The organism is Planotetraspora phitsanulokensis, from assembly GCF_016863295.1.
Taxonomy (GTDB): Bacteria; Actinomycetota; Actinomycetes; order Streptosporangiales; family Streptosporangiaceae; genus Planotetraspora; species Planotetraspora phitsanulokensis.
Genome location: NZ_BOOP01000008.1, coordinates 422,762 through 441,258 on the forward strand (window position 1 = coordinate 422,762; position 18,497 = coordinate 441,258).

The following is an 18,497-nucleotide window of genomic DNA, read 5'->3' on the forward strand; positions in this document are numbered from 1 at the left end:
AGATCAGAAGGCCCGGGCTCCTCAGGAGTCCGGGCCTTCTGCGTTTGCGCCGGTCGATATGCCTTTTGTCGTGATACGACAACGTATGTCGGAGTGGTGTCGAAGGGTGACATTGAGTTCGGGCCGGTGAGTGGTGAAGGCTCCCGCCATGCAGGCCCGCATATCAACTGACGACGTGCCCGCCCTGGCCCGTGGTTGCGCAGTTCTGGGGACGGGGGGCGGCGGTGACGTCCGCGCAGGGGGACTGGCCGCACGCCGAGCCATCCTCGAGTACGGAGAGGTCCCGCTCGTCCGGCTCGAAGATCTCCCTGACGACGCCCTGGTCCTCCCGCTGTCCGGCATCGGCGCGCCGACCGTGAGCCACGAGATGATCCACGCCGAGGACGAGCCCGTGCGGATCCGCGACGAGGTCGAGCGGATCTTCGGACGGCCTCCGGCGGCCGTGATGTCATCGGAGATCGGCGGTGGGAACGGAGTGGCCCCGGTGGCGTGGGCGGCCAGGCTCGGCCTGCCGCTTCTGGACGCCGACGCGATGGGACGCGCGTTCCCCGAAGTCCAGATGGTGTCGATGTACGTGGCCGGGCTGCCGGCCAATCTCGTGATCATGTCCGACGTCGTCGGCAACGTCGTGACGATCCGCCCGGTCGACGGCCTCTGGTCGGAGCAGATCGCCCGGGCCGTCGCCGTGGCGTCCGGCTCCAGCGCGCTGATGGCCGACTATGTCATCACGGCGGCCGAGTGCCAGGGGGCGGTGATCGAGGGGACCGTGAGCCGGGCCATCGCCGTCGGCAAGGCCACCGAGGGCGCACAGGACCCGCTGGCCGCACTTCAGGACGAACTCGGCGCCGTACGGCTCATCACCGGCAAGATCGCCGATCTGGACCGGCGGACCACAGGCGGGTTCGCGCGGGGCACGGTGACGATCGAGGGGACCGGCGACGACCGCGGCAGGACGCTCGGCCTGGAGATCCAGAACGAGAACCTGGTGGCCGTGGAGGACGGCCACGTGAGAGCGATGGTGCCCGATTTGATCACAGTTGTGGATACTCAGGCGGCCACCGCCATCCAGACGGAAGGCCTCCGCTATGGTCAGCGGGTGACCGTGCTCGCGTGGCCCTGTGACCCGCTGTGGCGCACGCCCAAGGGCCTGGAGACGGCCGGTCCGCGCGCCTTCGGTTACGACCTCGACTACCTCCCCGTCGAAAAGATCGCGCCATGAGCGAGCGACCTGACCAGCGCCGTCGCCTCCGCGTCGGAATCGACGTGGGCGGCACCAACACCGACGCCGTGGTGCTCGACGAGACCGACGCCGTCGTGGCCACCGCCAAGCGGCCCACCAGCCCCGACGTGACCGAGGGCCTGCGCGCCGCGCTGGACGCCGTCCTCGGCGAGCTCGACGATCCCTCGCTGGTGACCCGAGTCATGCTGGGCACGACCCACGCGACCAACGCCATCCTGGAGCGCCGTGCGCTCGGACGGGTCGCCGTACTGCGGCTGGGCGCGCCCGCGACGACGTCCGTGCCTCCGCTGAGCGACTGGCCCGAAGATCTCAAGGCCGTGGTGGCGGCGGGCACGGCGATCGTGCGCGGCGGGCACTTCGTCGACGGGCGGCCGATCGCGCCGCTCGACACGGACGGGGTCAAGCGGTTCCTCGCCGAGGTGGGGAGCGGGGCCGACGCCATCGCCGTCGCCGGCGTCTTCAGCCCGGGCAGCGCGGACCAGGAGAACCAGGTCGCCGAGATCATCCGTGCCGAGCTCGGTGACGTCGCGGTCAGCCTGAGCCACGAGATCGGCTCGCTCGGGCTGCTCGAGCGGGAGAACGCCACGGTGCTCAACGCCGCCCTGTACGGCGTCGCGCGTGACGTCACCACCGCGCTCCAGGACGCGCTGGAGTCGCGCGGGCTGAAGGTGGAGACCTTCTTCGCCCAGAACGACGGCACGCTGATGGCCGTCGACTACGCCGCCCGCTATCCCGTGCTGACGATCGGCTCGGGCCCGGCCAACTCCCTGCGGGGCGCGGCCTACCTGTCCGGGGTCGAGGACGCGATCGTCGCCGACGTCGGCGGCACCTCGACGGATCTCGGCGTCCTGGTCGGCGGGTTCCCCCGGGAGTCCGCCGCGGCTGTGGAGATCGGCGGCGTCACGACCAACTTCCGGATGCCCGACATCCTGTCGATCGCCCTCGGCGGGGGCACGATGGTCGGCGCGGAGCCGCGGTCGGTGGGGTACCGGATCGGGCAGGAGGCCCTGGTGTTCGGCGGGCCGACCCCGACGATGACCGACGCCGCGGTGGCGGCCGGCAGGGGAGTCGTCGGCACCCACGGCATTCCGGACCAGTGGCGCGACCGGCTGGCGGAGGCCGTGGCTCGTGCCGACGAGCTCGTCGCGGACGCGGTCGACCGGGTGGCGCTGGGGAAGGCCGACCGGCCGCTCATCGCGGTGGGCGGAGGAGCGTTGCTGCTGGCGGAGCACATTCCGGGGGCGAGCGAGGTGATCCGGCCGCGCCACGCGGAGGTCGCCAACGCGGTCGGCGCGGCGATCGCGCTCGCGAGCGGCCGGCTGGAAACGATCGTGCCGACCGGAAACGACGGAAACGCCCGTGCTGCTTTGATCGAGAAGGCCAAGGAGGAGGCGGCCGCGAGAGCCGTCGCCGCCGGGGCCGATCCGGCGTCGGTCCAGATCGTGGAGCTCAGCGAGATCCCCCTCAGCTACCTGCCGGAGCCTGCTGTGCGCCTGCAGGTAAAGGCTGCCGGCCCACTCAGCCGGTAGGCCGGCGGAAACGAAAGGAACCCCCACAAATGCGCTGGCACAAGCGTCTGCTCGCGGCGGGAGCCGTGGCCGTCGTGGCCCTCACCTCCGCGTGCGGTGGTGGCAAGGTCCGCGGCGCCGAGGACTCCCCGCAGCCGGGCACGTCTCAGAGCGCGGCTGACGCCACTTTCACATATGTCCCCAACCTCGACGTCGTCACGGACTGGGACCCCGCGAGCTCGTACTCCAACGAGATCATCGCGATGGAGAACGTCTATGAGTCGCTGACGAGGTACAACCCGCAGACCAAGAAGGCGGAGCCCCGCCTCGCGACGTCCTGGACCAGCTCGCCGGACGGCAAGGAGTGGACCTTCACGCTCCGGCCGGGCGTGCAGTTCCACACCGGCAAGCCGGTCGACGCCGCCGCGGTGAAGGCCTCCATCGAGCGCACCATCAAGGTCGGCCAGGGCGCCGCCTATATCTGGGGCGCGGTCGACACGATCGAGGCCAAGGACGCCACCACGGTGGTGTTCAAGCTGAAGTACCCGACGGCGCTCGACCTGGTCGCCTCCGCCGGATACGCGTCCTACATCTACGACACCACCGCCGCCACGGGCGACCTGGGCAAGTGGTTCAACGAGGGACACGACGCCGGCTCCGGGCCGTACACGATCGACTCCTGGCAGAAGGGCCAGGAGACCGAGCTCACGCTGAAGAAGTTCGACGGCTACTGGGGCGGCTGGAGCGGCCAGCACTACTCCAAGATCGCCTTCCGGGTCACCCCCGAGCTCACGACCGCGTGGCAGCTGCTGCAGCGGGGCGAGGTCAGCTTCGTCCAGCGCCTCAACTCGCAGCTGTTCCAGCAGGCGAGCGGCACCGCCAACGTGCAGACCTCGCAGACGCCTTCGTTCCAGAACCTGCTGGCGCTGTTCAACACCGAGAGCGGCCCGCTCAAGGACGTCAGGCTCCGGCAGGCGGTGCAGAAGGCCATCGACTACGACGGTCTCGTCGCCGCGCTGAAGGGCGCCGGCGAGCAGGCCAGCGGCCTGGTGCCGGACGGCCTGCTCGGCTTCACGGCGGGCCAGGCGCCCAAGCAGGACCTCCCGGGCGCCGAGGCCCTGCTCAAGGAGGCCGGGTACGGGCCGGGCGGCAAGCCGCTCGACCTCACCCTGACCTACGCCCAGGGCGACAGCGACCAGGAGGTGCTCGTCACCCTGCTGACGTCGGCCCTCGACAAGCTCAACGTCAAGCTGACGGCCAAGCCGCTGCAGTGGACCACGCAGTGGGACCAGGGCAAGTCGAAGGACACGTCCAAGCGCCAGGACATCTTCGTCATGTACTGGTACCCGGACTACGCCGACGCCTACTCGTGGTTCGTGAACGTCTTCCGCAGCGCGGACCCGATCTCGTTCAACCTCTCCTACATGAAGAACGACGGGATCGACAAGGAGATCGACAAGCTTCCCGAGCTCACCGCGATCGACAAGGCGGGAGCGGAGCAGGCGTACGCCGACCTCCAGACGAAGATCATCGGCGAGCAGGCCGCGGTGGCGGTGCCGTACGTGCAGAACTACCAGCGGGCCTACGCCAAGTCGGTCCAGGGGTACGCGGACAACCCCGCCTACCCCAACGTGGTGTTCGTCTACGACCTCAAGCCCGGTGCCTGAGGCATGCTCCGTTATCTGACCCGCCGGCTCGGCCAGGCTGTCCTGGTCGTGGCCGGTGTGGTCATCCTCACGTTCGTCATCATGCGGCTGGTCCCCGGGGATCCGGCCGTGGCGTACGCGGGGCCGAGGGCGTCTCCGGCGGAGCTCGCCGCGGCGCGCGCTCGGTTCGGGCTGGACGACTCGCTGCCGGTCCAGCTCTGGAACTACGTGCGCGACCTGCTCGGCGGGGACTGGGGTGTGAGCCTGCACACCCGGCAGCCGGTCCGCGACGACCTGTTCCAGGCGTTCCCCGCGTCCTTGGAGCTGGTCGGCGCCGCGCTGGTCGTCGCCATCGTGGTGGGAATCCCACTGGGGGTCGCAGCCGCCCGCTATAAGGGGAAATTTCCGGATCTTTCGATTCGGGTCTCCTCGATGCTGGCCGTCTCCGTGCCCGTGTTCTGGCTCGCCCTCGCCCTGCAGACCCTCTTCGCCAGCGGCCTGGGCTGGTTCCCGGTCGCGGGGGAGTACGACGCGAACCTCGACAACACGAGCCCCCTGCACGTCTACACGAACATCACCGCCGTGGACGCGCTGTTCACCGGCAACTGGCCGATCCTGGGCAGCACACTCGCGCACCTCGTGCTGCCCGCTCTGGTGATCGCGGCCTACCCGTCCGGCGTCATCGCCCAGATGACCCGTGCCGCCCTGATCGAGGAGTCGTCCCGCGACCACGCCCGGCTCGAACGCGCCCTCGGCTTCGGCGAGACCTCGGTGCTCACCCGCTTCGCCCTTCGCCCGGCGCTGAACCCGGTGTTGTCGCTCATCGCCCTCGTCTTCGCGTACTCGATCGTGAACGGCTTCCTCGTCGAGGCCGTGTTCAACTGGCCGGGGCTCGGCCGCTACGCCGCCGACTCCATCCGCTCGCTGGACACCCCGTCGATCGCCGGGGTCACCCTGCTGGTCGCGATCCTGTACGTCGTCGCCAACCTGGCCGTGGACCTGGTCCAGGGCGTGATCGACCCGAGGGTGAGGTCACGATGACCATCTCAGGCCCGGCCGGGGCTCCAACGCTCCAGCCGCAGCTTCGCCGTACGGCACTGCGCGGCCTCGCGGGGATGGACCGGCTGGCCACCGTGGGCGCGGTGCTGCTCGCGGTCATCGTGCTCGCCGCGCTGCTGGCCCCGCTGATCGCGCCGTACCCGGACGACGGCGGCTCGGCCACGCACCCGCTGGAGGCGCTGCTGCCGCCGAGCGGAGCGCACTGGTTCGGGACCGACCAGGTCGGCCGCGACGTGCTCAGCCGGGTCCTGTACGGCGCGCGGACGTCGCTGCTGATCGCGGTGGCCGTGCTGGTGATCGCCGGCGTGGTCGGGGTCGTCCTCGGCGTCGTGGCGGGATACGCCGGGGGCTGGGTGCGCGACGTGATCATGCGCGTCACCGACGTCTTCCTCGCGTTCCCCGCGCTGCTGCTCTCGCTCGCCCTCGCCGTGGTGCTCCAGCCGAGTGTCACGACGGTGATCGTGGCCATCTCCGTCACCTGGTGGCCGTGGTACGCCAGGCTCACCGCCTCGGTGGCGGCCTCGGTGTCCACCCGCGGGTTCGTCGACTCCGCACGCTGCCTGGGGGTCCCGGCGCCGGTCATCGTCTTCCGGCACGTCCTGCCGAACTCCCTGACGCCCGTCCTCGTGCAGTTGTCGCTCGACGGCGGCGGCGTCATCCTCACCGCGGCCGCCCTGTCCTATCTGGGCCTGGGCGCCCACGAGCCGACCTCCGAATGGGGGCTCATGGTCCAGCAGGGCCAGTCGCTGTTCACCACCGACTGGTGGGTCGTCACCTGTCCCGGCGTGGCCATCCTCATCACGGCCTTCGCCTTCAACGTGCTCGGCGAGGGGCTGAGGGCGAGGCTGGCGCGATGATCAGGATCAGGAACCTCGCCGTCAGAATCGGCGACCGGGTGATCGCGTCCGTCCCCGAACTCGACGTGGCCGCCGGAGAGTGCGTGGCCATCGTCGGTGAGAGCGGGTCGGGCAAGACGACGACGCTGCTCGCCACGCTCGGCCTGGTGGAGGGCGCGGCCGTCTCCGGAGAGGTCCGTGTCGGAGACGTCGACGTGCTCACGGCCGCACCCGCCGACCTCCTGCGGATCCGCGGCTCGCGGGCCGCGCTCGTCATGCAGAGCCCCCAGGCCGCGCTCAACCCCACGATGCGGCTCGGCACGCTGATGCGCCGCGCGCTCGCCCGGCACGGGGTCAAGGGCGGCGAGGCGCGACGCCGGGCGGAGGAGGCGGTCGCGGCGGTGCTGCTCGATCCCCTCATCCTCCGGCGCTATCCGCACCAGGTGTCCGGAGGGCAGGCGCAACGGTTCGCCATCGCGCTGGCACTGGCGCTCGGCGCCGAGGTGATCCTGGCCGACGAGCCGACGAGCGCGCTCGACGTGACCGTGCAGGCCGAGGTCGTCGCCGTGCTGCGGCGGCTGCGCGACGAGCGCGGCCTCGCCGTGCTGTTCGTCTCCCACGACCTGGCCCTCGTCTCCACGATCGCGGACCGGGTCGTGGTCATGAAGGAGGGCGCCGTGGTGGAGAGCGGCCACGCCGACGCCGTCTTCAGCCGGCCGAGTGACGCCTACACGCGCGAGCTGATCGCGGCGGTTCCCCGGCTCCCCGGTCACGCCGGTGAGCGGCAGGGCGAGGAGGAGACATGAGCGAGCGGCCCGCCGTGCTGGGCGCCGAGGCGGTCACCCTGGCCTACGGGCACACGGCCGTCGTCCACGATGTCAGCCTGTCGATCGGCGAGGGCGGGATCGGCCTCATCGGCGAGAGCGGCTCGGGCAAGACCACGCTCGCCCGCGCCCTGCTGGGCCTGCTGCGCCCGCGCTCCGGCACGATCACGTACGGCTCGCGCGACCTGACGTCGCTCGACCGCAAGGAGCGGGCCCGGTTCCGCAGCGACGTGCAGCCCGTCTTCCAGGACGGCAGCGAGGCGCTCGATCCCCGGATGACCGTGGAGGCGTCGATCGGCGAGGCGCTGACGACGCACCACCGGATGACGAAGGCCGACCGCCGCGCGAAGGTGGCCGAACTCCTGACCGACGTCGGCCTCGATCCGGCCCTGACCGCGCGCAAGCCCCACCAGATGTCGGGCGGCCAGCGGCAGCGGGTCGCGATCGCCCGCGCCCTGGCCGTTGAGCCCCGCCTGCTCGTGCTCGACGAGCCGACGAGCGCGCTCGACGTGACCGTCCAGGCGAGGATCCTCGACCTTCTGGAGCGGCTCGCGGCGGAGCACGGCCTCGGGTACCTGCTCATCACGCACAACCTCGGCGTCGTCGATCGGCTCTGCCGTACGTCGCACGTGTTGTTCGCCGGCAGGGTGGTGGAGTCGGGTCCGACGACGGACCTGCTCACCCGTCCCGCCCACCCGTACACCCTGGCGTTGCGCGACGCCGTCCCGCGGCTGGGCGGGGAGCCGCCCCGCCCGGCAGGGCGGACCGAGGCGACGCCGGCCGAGTCGGGTTGCCCGTTCCGGTTGCGGTGCCCGTTCGCCGTGGACGTGTGTGGGAAGGAGGCACCGCAGATCCGGGACGTACAGGGGCGTATGGTGGCATGTCATCGCGCCGAGGACGTGCTGGCCGAAGGTGAGGTCCCCCATGCACCACGTAAGTGACCTGCTTCGGACGCCCGCGGGTCGGCGCCTGACGCTCGTCGCGGGCCCCTGGGACGCCCGGCCGGTCGAGAGCGTCATCCTGGTCGACGAGATGCGCGAACTGGAGTCGGCCGCACGGGGGGCGCTCGCCATCCTGTCCCGCCACGCCATGCACGGAGCGGGCGTCCTCGAGGCGCTGACCGTCGCCGGCCGCAGGGAACTGGCCGCGATCGTGGTGCCCGGCCCGTCGGGCACCTCGCCGGACATCGTCGGCGCGGCGCGCAGGGCCGGAGTCGCGCTGCTGGCGGGCGCCTCCGACCAGCCGCTCTCGGAGACCGTCCTCGGGCTCAGCGCGGTGCTGCGAGCCGACCCCAGCCTCCTGCTGCGACGCACCCGTGACGCGATCGAAGGGCTCGGCGCCATCGAGGGGGCCGGGGAGGACGACATCCTCCGGGCGGCGTCGGGAGCGATAGGCGTGGTGTACGGCGTGGCGGAGGTCGCCGGGCCGTCCGCCAACTCCGCGGTGATCCGGGTCGACGGCCGCCCTGACGGCTACGTGTGCTGGGACGGGGAGGACCCCGCCGCCGCCATCGTCGCGGGAGTCGTCGCCACCACCCTCGGCCGCGTCCGCGCGTCCGCGCGCGCCGCCGAGGGCGCCCGCGAGCAGGCGGTGCTCACCCTGTTGCGCGCCGGGGTGAAGGAGGTCCGGACGGCCGGCCGCCGCGCGCGGCACGAGGGCGTTCCGGTGGAAGGCTGGCACGTGGCGGTCTTCCTGCGTGATCCCGCGTCCCCCGCAGGCCCTGCCGAGGCCGTGACCCGGCGGGTGCGCAGAGCGGTGGCCACGGCGTCCTGGGACGAGGACCTCGCCGGGGCTCCGGTCGTCACCCGCTGGCAGGACGGCATCCTCGTTCTCCTGACGACGGACGAGCGGACCACCGGCGACCTGCCGGCCGACGCCTGGCCCCGGCTGACCGCCGGGATCGGCACCTGCCAGCCCGGCCCGGACGGGCTGCGCCGTACGGCGTCGCAGGCGAGGGCGGCGGCCGCCCGGGCGGCCGCGGGCGAAGCGGCGCGATTCGACCGGCTGGGGGTCCACGCGATCCTCGCGGAGCTGGGCGGCAGCGACAGCGCGCTGGTCGCCGCGCGGGACATGCTGGCCCCCCTGGACGGCCTCGGCGTGCTCGCGGATCACGCGGTGCCCACTCTCAAGGCGTACCTGGACAGCTGGGGATCGCGGACCAGGGCCGCCGAGCTGCTCAATCTGCACCCGAACGCGGTGGCCCACCGGATCAGGCGCATCAGTGAGGCGCTCGGCGCCGACCTGTCGGACGCGCAGACCCGGTTCGCGCTCCACGTGGCCTGCCACGTCGTTCTCGATCGGGAATGTCTCCCCGGCACAACGGACGCCGTCTCGTCGTTGTGAGGCCACATCGACGGGGCCTCACCGTGGTCCTACGTTGCCAGTCATGGCAACGGTCATCGGAGTGGACGTCGGCGGAACCTTCACGGACCTCGTGCTTCACGACGCGGCGACAGGCGAGATCAGGGTGGCCAAGCAGCCCACCACGCCGGCCGCGCCCGAGCTCGGAGTGCTGGCCGCGGTGGACGCGGCGGTGCCTCCCGAACTTCTGGCCCGCAGCGGCCACTTCGTCCACGGAACCACCGTCGGCCTGAACGCGCTGCTCGAACGCCGCGGCGCGACGGTGGGTCTGATCACCACGGCAGGGTTCCGCGACGTGCTGGAGCTCCGGCGCGGCGACCGCGACGACCCCTATGACCTGTTCTGGACGCCGCCCCCGCCCCTCGTCCCGCGACGCCTGCGGGCCGAAGCCGCCGAGCGCGTCGCCGCGGACGGCACGGTGGTCCGGGAGCTCGATCCCGAGAGCGTACGGCAGGCGGCCCGGCTGTTCGCGGCCGAGGGAGTCGACGCCGTGGCGATCGTGTTGATGAACTCCTACGCCAACCCGGCCCACGAGGTGCTGGCGGGCGAGCTGCTCCGCGAGGCGGGGTTCGACGGGCCGATCTCGCTGTCGCACGACGTGTCGGGGGAGTACCGGGAGTACGAGCGGACGTGCACCACGGTCGTGGACGCCTTCGTCCGCCATCGGATGGGCCCCTACCTGCACAATCTCGAGCGTGAACTGCGCGAGCGCGGATTCGCCGGCGAACTTCTCGTGACCAGGTCGGGCGGCGGCGCGCTCACCCTCGCGGAGGCGGCCGCGCGGCCGTTCGAGACCATCCTGTCGGGACCGGTCGCCGGGGCTGTCGCCACCGCGAGGCTGTCGCAGACCCTCGGCCTCCGCACGGCCGTTGCCGCCGACGTCGGCGGCACCAGCTTCGACACTGCCCTGATCGAGGACGGCAGGCTTCCCCTGCTGTTCCAGGGCGAGGTCGTCGGGCTTCCGCTGCAGAGCCCCTGGGTCGACGTCCGGTCGGTGGGCGCGGGCGGCGGGTCCGTCGCGGTCGCCGACGCGGGCGGCCTGCTCCGCGTTGGCCCGCGCAGCGCGGGCGCCGTGCCCGGCCCCGCGTCGTACCTGCGCGGCGGCACGGAGCCGACGGTCACCGACGCCGCCCTGCACCTCGGCATGATCACCGCGGGTCACATCTCCGGCGGGATCTCCCTTTCCCCGGAGAAGGCCGCCGAGGTCCTTGCGCCGCTGGCGGAGCCGACGGGGATCGCCGGCACCGACGGCGTGGCCGAGGGTGTCATCAGGATCGCCGCGGCGAACATGGCCCAGGCGGTGCGCGGCGTGACGGTCGAACGGGGCGTCGACCCGCGCGGCGCGGCCATCGTGGCCTTCGGCGGCGCGGGCCCGCTGTTCGGCTGCCTCCTCGCGGTCGAACTCGACGTCGACACGGTCGTGGTCCCGCCGAACGCGGGCAACTTCTCGGCCGTCGGGCTTGTCCAGGCCGACATCGTGCGCTCTGCGGCCCGGACAATGGTCCGGCCCCTCGACGAGGAGGCGCTGCCGGCGATCGAGGCGATGGCCGGCGCGCTGTTCGAACGGCTCTCCACCGCGGGAGCCGTACGGGAAGTCGACCTGGACCTGCGCCACCGCGGCCAGGAGCACACGCTGACGATCCCCCTGCGCCTGGGCGAGGACGACGTCGCGGCCGTCGCGGACCGGTTCTCCGAGGCCTACCGCCGAACGTTCGGCCACCAGCTGCCCGACCCGCTGGAGGTGGTCACCGTCAGGGCGACCACGAGGATCGTGCTCGACGCGGCGCGCCCGCTGGTGCCCGCGCCGCCGTCGGGCGCGTCCACCGGGGCGACGACCCGGCTGTGGTCGTTCAGCCGGCGCGCCTGGACCGACGCCCAGGTCGTGCCGAGAGAGGGATTCTCCGGGCCCGCGGAGGGCCCGCTCCTGGTGGTGGAACCCACCGCGACGACCTATGTGGACGCGGGCTTCACCGCGGAGGCGCATCCCAGCGGCTGTCTGCTGATCACACGGAAGGACGGCGACCGATGACGAGCATCGTCCGCACCCGCTACACCGAGGTGAACCCCGGGCTCGGCGACGGAGCCGACCCGGTGACCACGGAGATCATCCGCCAGGGGCTCAACGCCGCCGCCGAGCAGATGAAGCAGTCGCTGATCCGCACCGCGTTCTCGCCGATCATCTACGAGGCGCTGGACTTCGCCGTCGCGTTCTACGACGTCGACCTGTGCATGCTCTCCCAGGCGCCGACCCTGCCCGCGTTCATGGGCACGCTGGGCTTCTGCGTGCAGGAGGCGGTGGAGGCCGTCGGCGGGGCGGGAGCCCTGAGCCCGGGTGACGTGATCCTGTACAACGACCCCTACGGGACCGGCTCGCACCCGCAGGACGCCGCGATGGTCGTGCCGGTCTTCGCGGGCGAGGGGGAGGTCCTCGTCGGCTACGCGGTGATCAAGGCGCACTGGCTCGACATCGGCGGCAAGGACCCTTACTGCACCGACACCGTCGACGTGCACCAGGAGGGCACCATCTTCCCCGGCGTCAAGCTCTACGACGCAGGGCGCCTGGTGAGTGACGTCTACCGGATGATCCTGGCCAACAGCCGGATGCCGGAGATGGTCATCGGGGACATCAACGCCATGGTCGCCGGGGCAAGGACGGGGGCCGAGGCGCTCGCCGCGCTCGTGCGCCGCTACGGCCTGGACACCTTCCGCCGATGCGTGGCCCGCATGTACGCCCACGGCGAGGCGCTGGTGCGCGGCTGGTTCGAGCAGCTGCCCGACGGCGTCTACACGGCGGAGAGCACGATCGACTCCGACGGGGTGAACGGCCTGCCGATCCGCTTCGGCGTCCAGGTGTCGATCAGCGGCTCGTCGGTGACCGTCGACCTCACCGACAGCCCCGACCAGGTGGGCGGCCCGGTCAACTGCCCGCTCCCCTCGACGGTGGCAGCCGTCCGGATCGCCGTGGCCTTCCTCGCGGGTTCGGGCGAGCAGCCCAACGAAGGGCACTTCCGGCCGCTCGAGCTGATCACGAGGCGGGGCTCGCTCTTCCATCCCGTACGGCCGGCCCCCTGCTTCATGTACGGGATCCCGTCCGACCACGCCATCGAGCTCATCATCCGCGCGCTGGCCGACGCCGTGCCCGGATCGGTGCCGGCGGCGAGCGGTGGCGACATCAACGCCCTGGTGTGGTGGGGCAACAGGGAGGCGACCGGCGAACCCTGGGCCGACGGGGCGCCGCACCCGGTCGGGCAGGGCGCCTCACCGACCGCGGACGGCGCCAGCGCGCTGATGTACATCTCCGAGTCGGCCACCCGCCTGACGCCCGCCGAGATCTGGGAGGCACGCAACCCCTGGCGGATCGAGCGGCTCGCCCTGGCGGAGGACTCGGGCGGCCCCGGGACCTACCGGGGCGGGCTGGGGCTGGACCTGTCCTTCCGCGTGCTCGAGGACCAGTACCTGACCGCTGGTCTGGCCAGGACGGCCCTGGAGCCGTGGGGCCTGTCCGGCGGCCTGACGGGACGGCCCAACCGGCTCACCGTCGAATACCCCGACGGGCGCGAGGAGGACTTCTCCCTGAAGACCCGGATCTTCCTGCCCAAGGACGCGGTCGTGCATCTGCGCACCGGGTCGGGCGGCGGGTACGGCCCGCCGTCCGAGCGGGACCCCGAGGCCGTCCAGACTGATCTGCGGGAGGGCTACATCACCGAAGAGCACGCGAGGCGGCACTACCCCCACGCGTTCTAGTTCTGCGACAGAGGGGCCGGCGCCACTGATGGCGTGGGCCCCTTCGAGCGGTCTTCAGCGCCGTGTCTTCAGTGCCGTGTTTTTCCAGCGGGTCGCGCGGCCGTCCGGGTCACAGGGCGCGAAGCCCGTGGATCACCTCGGTCAGGATGCTCGCGCTCGGCAACTGGGAAACGCTCGCAGGCGGGCGCACCTGGACCAGTCCCTGCTCGTGCAGGTCGCCGACGAGCACGCGCACGACGCCCAGGGGAAGGTCGATCGCCGCCGCGATGTCCGCCAGAGGGGTCGCCCGGGCGCAGAGGCTGAGGATCATCCACTGCTCCGGGCCGAGGCTGACCGGGGTCGGCCCGCCCGTGGCGGTCACGATGGCAACCAGGTCGATCGCCTTGTTCGCGGGCAGCACTCGCCCGCGGGTCAGGGCGTACGCAGGGACGAGCGGCCCCGCCTCCTCGTCCAGCCACTGGTCGTGGTGGGTGCGCTCGGTCATGACCTCTCCTCGCCGGGCTCCTGGTTGTCTTGGGTTCCCCGGCTCAGCGAGGCAAGAATGATGTCCTCCGGCGTGACCTCGTCATTCGCCAGGCGCGCGAGGTCGGGATCCTTCGGAGAGTCGATCAGCGTCGTCGGGAGGAGCACGATCGCCGTCGTCCCCCCGTACGGCGAGGGCCGGAGCGTCACGGAGATCTCGCGTCGTGCGGCGAGTCTGGAGACCACGAACAGGCCCATCCGGTCGGTGTCGGCGAGATCGAACTCCGGCGGGTTGGCCAGGCGCTCGTTGAGCTCGTCCAGCCGCTCGGGGGTCATGCCCAGGCCGCGGTCCTCGATCTCCACCACGAAGCCGTTGCCCACGAGCTCTCCGCGGACCGAGACCGACGTGTGCGGCGGCGAGAAGATCGTCGCGTTCTCGATCAGTTCGGCGATGAGGTGGATGGCGTCGGCCACGACCGTGCCGTCGAGCCGGTGCTCCTCCATCGGGAACACGGTCACCCGCGCGTAGTCCTCGACCTCGGCGGCCGCGCCGCGTACGACGTCGTACAGGGGGACCGGCTTGCGCCAGGCCCGGCCGGGGACCGAGCCCGACAAGATGATCAGGCCTTCCGCGTGGCGGCGCATGCGAGTCGTCAGGTGGTCGAGGCGGAACAGGTCCTCGAGGGTCTCCGGCTCGGTCGTGCGGCGCTGCATGCCGTCGAGTTGGGTGCGCTGCCGGTGCAGCAGCGTCTGGCTGCGCCTGGCCAGGTTGAGGAAGACCTGCCCGACGCCCCTCTGGAGCTTGGCCTGCCCGACCGCGGCCTCGACGGCGGTCTGCTGCACGGTCGAGAAGGCGTGGCCGACGTCCTGGATCTCCGCGGTCTCGCCGATGGCCGGCATCGGCGGAGCCTCGGTGGCGATGTCGACGTCCTCGCCCTTCTTGAGCTTCTCCAGCACGCGCGGCAGCCGTACGTTGGCGAGGTCGAGCGCGGCCTGCCGCAGGGTGGCCAGCTCACGCGCGATGCGGGAGCCGAGGCGCATCGAGATGAGGATCGAGGCGATCACCGCGAGCAGTCCGAGGCCGCCTACGACGACAGCTCGGGTGAGGATCGAGTCGGCGATGGGCGCCGCACGCTCGGTGAGCTTGGCGCCGGCGTCCGTCTGCGCCTGCTGGAACGACGCGGCGATGTCGTCGGAGGTGGTCTGCCAGACCTGTTCCGTCCGGGGGCCGAGTGCGCCGCCGGCGATGATCTTCTCTTCCTGCAGGCGGAGCCGCTGGTAGAGCGGGGTGGTGATCAGGTTGACGTTCATCTGCCGCAGGCCCTCGTCCAGCTCGGGGAGGGCCTGGTCGATGAGGAAGCGCCGGTTGCCGACGAGCTGGGTGAACAGCTTGCGCTCCTCGACGGTCATCGTGCCGGAGGCAGCGGCGGCGGAGGCGATCGCCTGCTCTCGGGTCAGCAGCTCCTTGGCGTATCCGAGCGAGATGACCACGCGGGACTGCTGGTAGATCGGGATGTCGTCGATCAGCGCCAGGCTGTAGTGCATCCGGTAGATCGAGTCGGAGACGAGGTTGTAGGTCTCGATCGCACGCAGGCGGTCGGACAGACCCTCGTCGATCTCCGCCCGGATCTCGTCCAGCTGGCCCAGTCCGCCCAGCATCTCGTCCACCTGGGCGCGCATGGCCGGCGTCGTCGCGGAGCGCGAGGAGTCCGAGAGCGCGAGCCGCCGGACCGAGTCGCGGGCGGCGTTGGTGCGCAACCGCTGCGCCTCCATGTCGGAGCGGCCCGCGTGATTGGCCGACCCGAGATAGCGGGCGGAGTCGAGCCGCTCCCGCTGGAGTTCGACGATCAGCTTGTCGGCGGGCTGGCGGAGCGTGGACCACAGGGTGTTGTAGGTCCGCAGCCGGAGACTGTCGCCGATGGTGACACCGGCCGTGACGGCCCACAGGGCCACCAGCGAGAGGAGCGGTACCACGAGCAGGCCGATGAGCCTGAACCTGATCGACCGGTCACGCCTACGGGGACTCATGGCACCTCGTCCCGATGGGGATGATGAGCTTCCGCTGATCTCTTGTGAGACAGGGGGAGAGATTATCAGCGCTATGTTTCAAATGAGAGTTCTGCGATGGGATGTCAGGAAATATCGTTGGTAATCGTGATCATGCGGTAGTTTCGATCATGGTAGCTCATGGTGGAAAGGACCACACGCCGCATGCGCCGTCTGCTCGTCCTGGGCCTCGTGGCCGTCTTGGCCCTGACCGGCTGCGGTGGGGGAACGGTGGCCGAGACCATCGCCGGAACCACCACCAGTCCCCAGGACTCGAACTTCGTCTACGTGTCCAACCTGGACGTCATCACCGACTGGGACCCCGCGACCTCGTACTCCAACGAGGTGATCGCGATGCAGAACGTCTACGACTCGCTGACGGTCTACAACCCGGTGACCAAGCGCGCCGGAGCGCGTCTCGCGACCCGGTGGACATCGTCGTCGGACGGTAAGACCTGGACCTTCACACTGCGCGACGGCGTGAAGTTCCACACCGGCAGGCCGGTGGACGCCGCCTCGGTGAAGGCGTCCATCGAGAGGACCAAGCGGCTCGCGGGCGGCGCGGCCTACATCTGGGACTGCGTGCAGAACATCACGGTCCGGGACCCGCTCACGGTCGAGTTCACGCTCAAGTACCCGGCCCCGCTCGACCTGATCGCCTCGGCGGACTACTCCGCCTACATCTACGACACCGCGGCCGCCGGCTCGGGGGACCTCACGAAGTGGTTTCAGCAGGGCAAGGACGCGGGCTCGGGGCCGTACACGGTCGGGACGTGGAAGAAGGGCCAGCGCACCGAACTCACGTTGCGCGCATTCGAGGGGTACTGGGGCGGCTGGGACGGCGCGCACTACAAGAACATCGAGTTCCGCGTCACGCCCAACCTCAACACGGCGTGGCAGCAGTTGCTGCGCGGTGAGGTGAGCTTCGTGCAGCGGCTCAACCCGGCCCTGTACCACAAGGCCGAGATGACGGCCGGAGTGCGCACGCTGCAGGTCCCCTCATTCCAGAACATGCTCGTGCTCCTCAACTCCGCGTCGGGTCCGCTCAAGGACATACGGCTCCGGCAGGCGGTGCAGAAGGCGATCGACTACGACGGCCTCATCACGGCGCTCAAGGGCGCCGGAGCCACCGCGAACGGGCTGGTGCCCGAGGGTCTGCTCGGTCACTCCAGCAAGGTCGCTCCCAAGCAGGACATCCCCGGCGCGACCGCACTGCTCCAGCAGGCGGGCTACGGACCCGGCGGCAAGCAACTCCAGCTGACGCTGACCTACGCGCAGGGCGACGACGACGAGCAGGTGCTCGTCGACCAGCTCACCCAGACGCTCGGGCAGCTCAACGTCCACGTGAACGCCCTGGCGATGCAGTGGAACGCGCAGTGGGACCAGGGCAAGTCGAAGGATCCCACCAAGCGCCAGGACATCTTCGTCATGTACTGGTGGCCGGACTACGCCGACGCGTACTCGTGGTTCCTCAACGTCTTCCACAGTGGCGAGCCGGTGTCGTTCAACCTCACCTACTTGAAGAGCAAGGCCCTGGACAGCCAGATCGACAAGCTGCCGTCACTCGTGGCCACGGATCGTTCCGCCGCGGAGAAGGCGTACTTCGAACTCCAGCGGACGCTCATCGACCAGAACGCGGTCGTCGCGGTTCCCTGGGTGTCGAACTACCAGCGGGCGTACCTCGGCAACGTCCAGGGATACACCGACAACCCGGCGTATCCCAACGTGGTGTTCGTGCACGACCTCATCCCTGGCGGATGACCCGGTCTTGTCCCCCTGAGGACGGGGCCGGTCCGGCCCCGTCGTTCCCCTGGCGCCTCCTCGGAGGCCTTGAGCCCGCTCAGCCCCGCAGCTTGCGCGCGACGCCCACGCAGCGGCCGCCGAGGCGGGCCGGAACGGAGCGCCGGGGTGCGGCCGGCTCACCGAGGCAGGCCAGGAGAGCCTGGGCGGTGCGCGCGTCCGAGAGGATTCGCTCGATCTGCTCGCCGGACGGCATCTGCCCGTGCTTGCCGAGCTCGTGCTCCAGGAACGTCATCGGTGACGAGTCGCCGGCCATGTCCGCGGCCACGGTCGCGCGGGCGGCGGTGAGCAACCCTAAGTAGTAGGTGCGCAGAAGCGACTCGCGCATGCGCGCCTGCTCGAGGTCGTCGAGCAGCTCCCGGGCGATTTCCAGCAGACCCCCCGAACGTGGGTCCTCGGCCGCGATGTGTGCGCGAATGTCGTCGAACTCCGAGCGCGTCATGATGGCCACCTCCACCGGCGGGAGCAGAGGCGGCTTGGCTGCCGCCGTGTGAAGACTCCCGCATCCTCTTCGTAGCGCGAGGCGATTGCGGGCGACTTGACATCCGGTTGCGCGGGGGCCGGGACTTCGCTTCGGGGCGCGGCCCTCCCGAGCGAACCCGCTGTTGTGGACACCTCGACCCTCATGCCCGTCCCTCTCCCCGATCCGTTGCGCGTCGCCGGCGTGCTCGCCGTCGCGCTACTTAGATGCTTGAAAGAACGATCCGGTTGTCCCTGGAAGCCTGCATCTTTGAACGGCTTTCCGGGGTGGTTCAGAGGGGTGCGCGCGAGTGCCCGCCGGTCGCAGGACGACAGCGAGCGATCGCGGGCAACTCCGGGGACAGCGTCCCAATGCGGATGGGTGCTCTCGTATCGGATCAAGGTGGTCTCAAGGGCTGCTAATCTTGTGGTCGTCGGCGTGGTTCGGCGCTCCCCTTCTGATCATTTCGGTGGTTGTGTTGTGGGTGCGTCCGGCTGGTGCCGGTGACTCC

Annotated in this window: 14 protein-coding genes; 11 read left to right on the plus strand and 3 right to left on the minus strand. The window is 70.9% G+C overall.

What is annotated here, in order from left to right; translation table 11 throughout:
- Positions 1-148 precede the first annotated feature (148 nt).
- The 10 genes from Pph01_RS11845 to Pph01_RS11890 are packed head-to-tail and all read left to right on the plus strand — an operon-like array spanning position 149 to position 13,218.
- Positions 149-1,219 carry an S-methyl thiohydantoin desulfurase family protein gene (locus Pph01_RS11845; RefSeq protein WP_204073060.1) on the plus strand — a complete coding sequence of 357 codons (1,071 nt, stop codon included), beginning with the start codon at positions 149-151 and terminating at the stop codon, positions 1,217-1,219.
- Positions 1,216-2,769, plus strand: a complete 1,554-nt coding sequence (locus Pph01_RS11850; RefSeq protein ID WP_204073061.1) for a hydantoinase/oxoprolinase N-terminal domain-containing protein — start codon at positions 1,216-1,218, stop codon at positions 2,767-2,769. The genes Pph01_RS11845 and Pph01_RS11850 overlap by 4 nt, the downstream gene beginning before the upstream one ends.
- A 29-nt stretch (positions 2,770-2,798) precedes the next feature.
- Positions 2,799-4,415: an ABC transporter substrate-binding protein gene (locus tag Pph01_RS11855; RefSeq protein WP_204073062.1), complete on the plus strand. Its 1,617-nt coding sequence runs from the start codon at positions 2,799-2,801 to the stop codon at positions 4,413-4,415.
- 3 nt (positions 4,416-4,418) lie between these two features.
- Positions 4,419-5,435 (plus strand): ABC transporter permease, encoded by a 1,017-nt coding sequence (locus Pph01_RS11860; RefSeq protein ID WP_204073063.1) that lies wholly within the window; start codon positions 4,419-4,421, stop codon positions 5,433-5,435.
- On the plus strand, positions 5,432-6,310 hold the full coding sequence (locus tag Pph01_RS11865; protein ID WP_239116619.1) for an ABC transporter permease: 879 nt from the start codon (positions 5,432-5,434) through the stop codon (positions 6,308-6,310). The genes Pph01_RS11860 and Pph01_RS11865 overlap by 4 nt, the downstream gene beginning before the upstream one ends.
- Positions 6,307-7,095, plus strand: a complete 789-nt coding sequence (locus Pph01_RS11870) for an ATP-binding cassette domain-containing protein (RefSeq protein WP_204073064.1) — start codon at positions 6,307-6,309, stop codon at positions 7,093-7,095. The genes Pph01_RS11865 and Pph01_RS11870 overlap by 4 nt, the downstream gene beginning before the upstream one ends.
- Positions 7,092-8,054, plus strand: coding sequence for an ABC transporter ATP-binding protein (locus tag Pph01_RS11875; RefSeq protein ID WP_204073065.1), 963 nt, complete (start codon positions 7,092-7,094; stop codon positions 8,052-8,054). The genes Pph01_RS11870 and Pph01_RS11875 overlap by 4 nt, the downstream gene beginning before the upstream one ends.
- The gene (locus tag Pph01_RS11880; RefSeq protein ID WP_204073066.1) at positions 8,038-9,456 is read left to right on the plus strand and encodes a PucR family transcriptional regulator; all 1,419 of its coding nucleotides are present in this window, start codon (positions 8,038-8,040) and stop codon (positions 9,454-9,456) included. The genes Pph01_RS11875 and Pph01_RS11880 overlap by 17 nt, the downstream gene beginning before the upstream one ends.
- Before the next feature lie 43 nt (positions 9,457-9,499).
- Positions 9,500-11,503 (plus strand): hydantoinase/oxoprolinase family protein, encoded by a 2,004-nt coding sequence (locus tag Pph01_RS11885; protein WP_204073067.1) that lies wholly within the window; start codon positions 9,500-9,502, stop codon positions 11,501-11,503.
- Complete coding sequence (locus Pph01_RS11890) at positions 11,500-13,218, plus strand: hydantoinase B/oxoprolinase family protein (protein WP_204073068.1); 1,719 nt, start codon at positions 11,500-11,502, stop codon at positions 13,216-13,218. Before Pph01_RS11885 ends, Pph01_RS11890 begins: the two co-directional genes overlap by 4 nt.
- A gap of 109 nt (positions 13,219-13,327) precedes the next feature.
- Here Pph01_RS11890 and Pph01_RS11895 read toward each other — a convergent pair whose 3' ends face one another.
- Both Pph01_RS11895 and Pph01_RS11900 read right to left on the minus strand, forming a co-directional pair.
- Positions 13,328-13,702 (minus strand): DUF742 domain-containing protein, encoded by a 375-nt coding sequence (locus Pph01_RS11895; protein ID WP_204073069.1) that lies wholly within the window; start codon positions 13,700-13,702, stop codon positions 13,328-13,330.
- Positions 13,699-15,708, minus strand: a complete 2,010-nt coding sequence (locus Pph01_RS11900; protein WP_204073070.1) for a sensor histidine kinase — start codon at positions 15,706-15,708, stop codon at positions 13,699-13,701. Before Pph01_RS11900 ends, Pph01_RS11895 begins: the two co-directional genes overlap by 4 nt.
- A gap of 183 nt (positions 15,709-15,891) precedes the next feature.
- Here Pph01_RS11900 and Pph01_RS11905 point away from each other — a divergent pair, with 183 nt between their 5' ends.
- Positions 15,892-17,487, plus strand: coding sequence for an ABC transporter substrate-binding protein (locus tag Pph01_RS11905; RefSeq protein WP_204073071.1), 1,596 nt, complete (start codon positions 15,892-15,894; stop codon positions 17,485-17,487).
- A gap of 79 nt (positions 17,488-17,566) precedes the next feature.
- Here Pph01_RS11905 and Pph01_RS11910 read toward each other — a convergent pair whose 3' ends face one another.
- A complete protein-coding gene (locus Pph01_RS11910; protein WP_204073072.1) occupies positions 17,567-17,968 on the minus strand; it encodes a hypothetical protein in 402 nt (133 codons plus the stop codon).
- Positions 17,969-18,497 lie beyond the last annotated feature (529 nt).

What these genes read in the sequence shown, in the direction of transcription:
- Pph01_RS11845 (WP_204073060.1), top strand. Translation starts at nt 149, where the DNA reads ATGCAGGCCCGCATATCAACTGACGACGTGCCCGCCCTGGCCCGTGGT.
- Pph01_RS11850 (WP_204073061.1), top strand. Translation starts at nt 1,216, where the DNA reads ATGAGCGAGCGACCTGACCAGCGCCGTCGCCTCCGCGTCGGAATCGAC.
- Pph01_RS11855 (WP_204073062.1), top strand. Translation starts at nt 2,799, where the DNA reads ATGCGCTGGCACAAGCGTCTGCTCGCGGCGGGAGCCGTGGCCGTCGTG.
- Pph01_RS11860 (WP_204073063.1), top strand. Translation starts at nt 4,419, where the DNA reads ATGCTCCGTTATCTGACCCGCCGGCTCGGCCAGGCTGTCCTGGTCGTG.
- Pph01_RS11865 (WP_239116619.1), top strand. Translation starts at nt 5,432, where the DNA reads ATGACCATCTCAGGCCCGGCCGGGGCTCCAACGCTCCAGCCGCAGCTT.
- Pph01_RS11870 (WP_204073064.1), top strand. Translation starts at nt 6,307, where the DNA reads ATGATCAGGATCAGGAACCTCGCCGTCAGAATCGGCGACCGGGTGATC.
- Pph01_RS11875 (WP_204073065.1), top strand. Translation starts at nt 7,092, where the DNA reads ATGAGCGAGCGGCCCGCCGTGCTGGGCGCCGAGGCGGTCACCCTGGCC.
- Pph01_RS11880 (WP_204073066.1), top strand. Translation starts at nt 8,038, where the DNA reads ATGCACCACGTAAGTGACCTGCTTCGGACGCCCGCGGGTCGGCGCCTG.
- Pph01_RS11885 (WP_204073067.1), top strand. Translation starts at nt 9,500, where the DNA reads ATGGCAACGGTCATCGGAGTGGACGTCGGCGGAACCTTCACGGACCTC.
- Pph01_RS11890 (WP_204073068.1), top strand. Translation starts at nt 11,500, where the DNA reads ATGACGAGCATCGTCCGCACCCGCTACACCGAGGTGAACCCCGGGCTC.
- Pph01_RS11895 (WP_204073069.1), bottom strand. Translation starts at nt 13,702, where the DNA reads ATGACCGAGCGCACCCACCACGACCAGTGGCTGGACGAGGAGGCGGGG.
- Pph01_RS11900 (WP_204073070.1), bottom strand. Translation starts at nt 15,708, where the DNA reads ATGAGTCCCCGTAGGCGTGACCGGTCGATCAGGTTCAGGCTCATCGGC.
- Pph01_RS11905 (WP_204073071.1), top strand. Translation starts at nt 15,892, where the DNA reads ATGCGCCGTCTGCTCGTCCTGGGCCTCGTGGCCGTCTTGGCCCTGACC.
- Pph01_RS11910 (WP_204073072.1), bottom strand. Translation starts at nt 17,968, where the DNA reads ATGACGCGCTCGGAGTTCGACGACATTCGCGCACACATCGCGGCCGAG.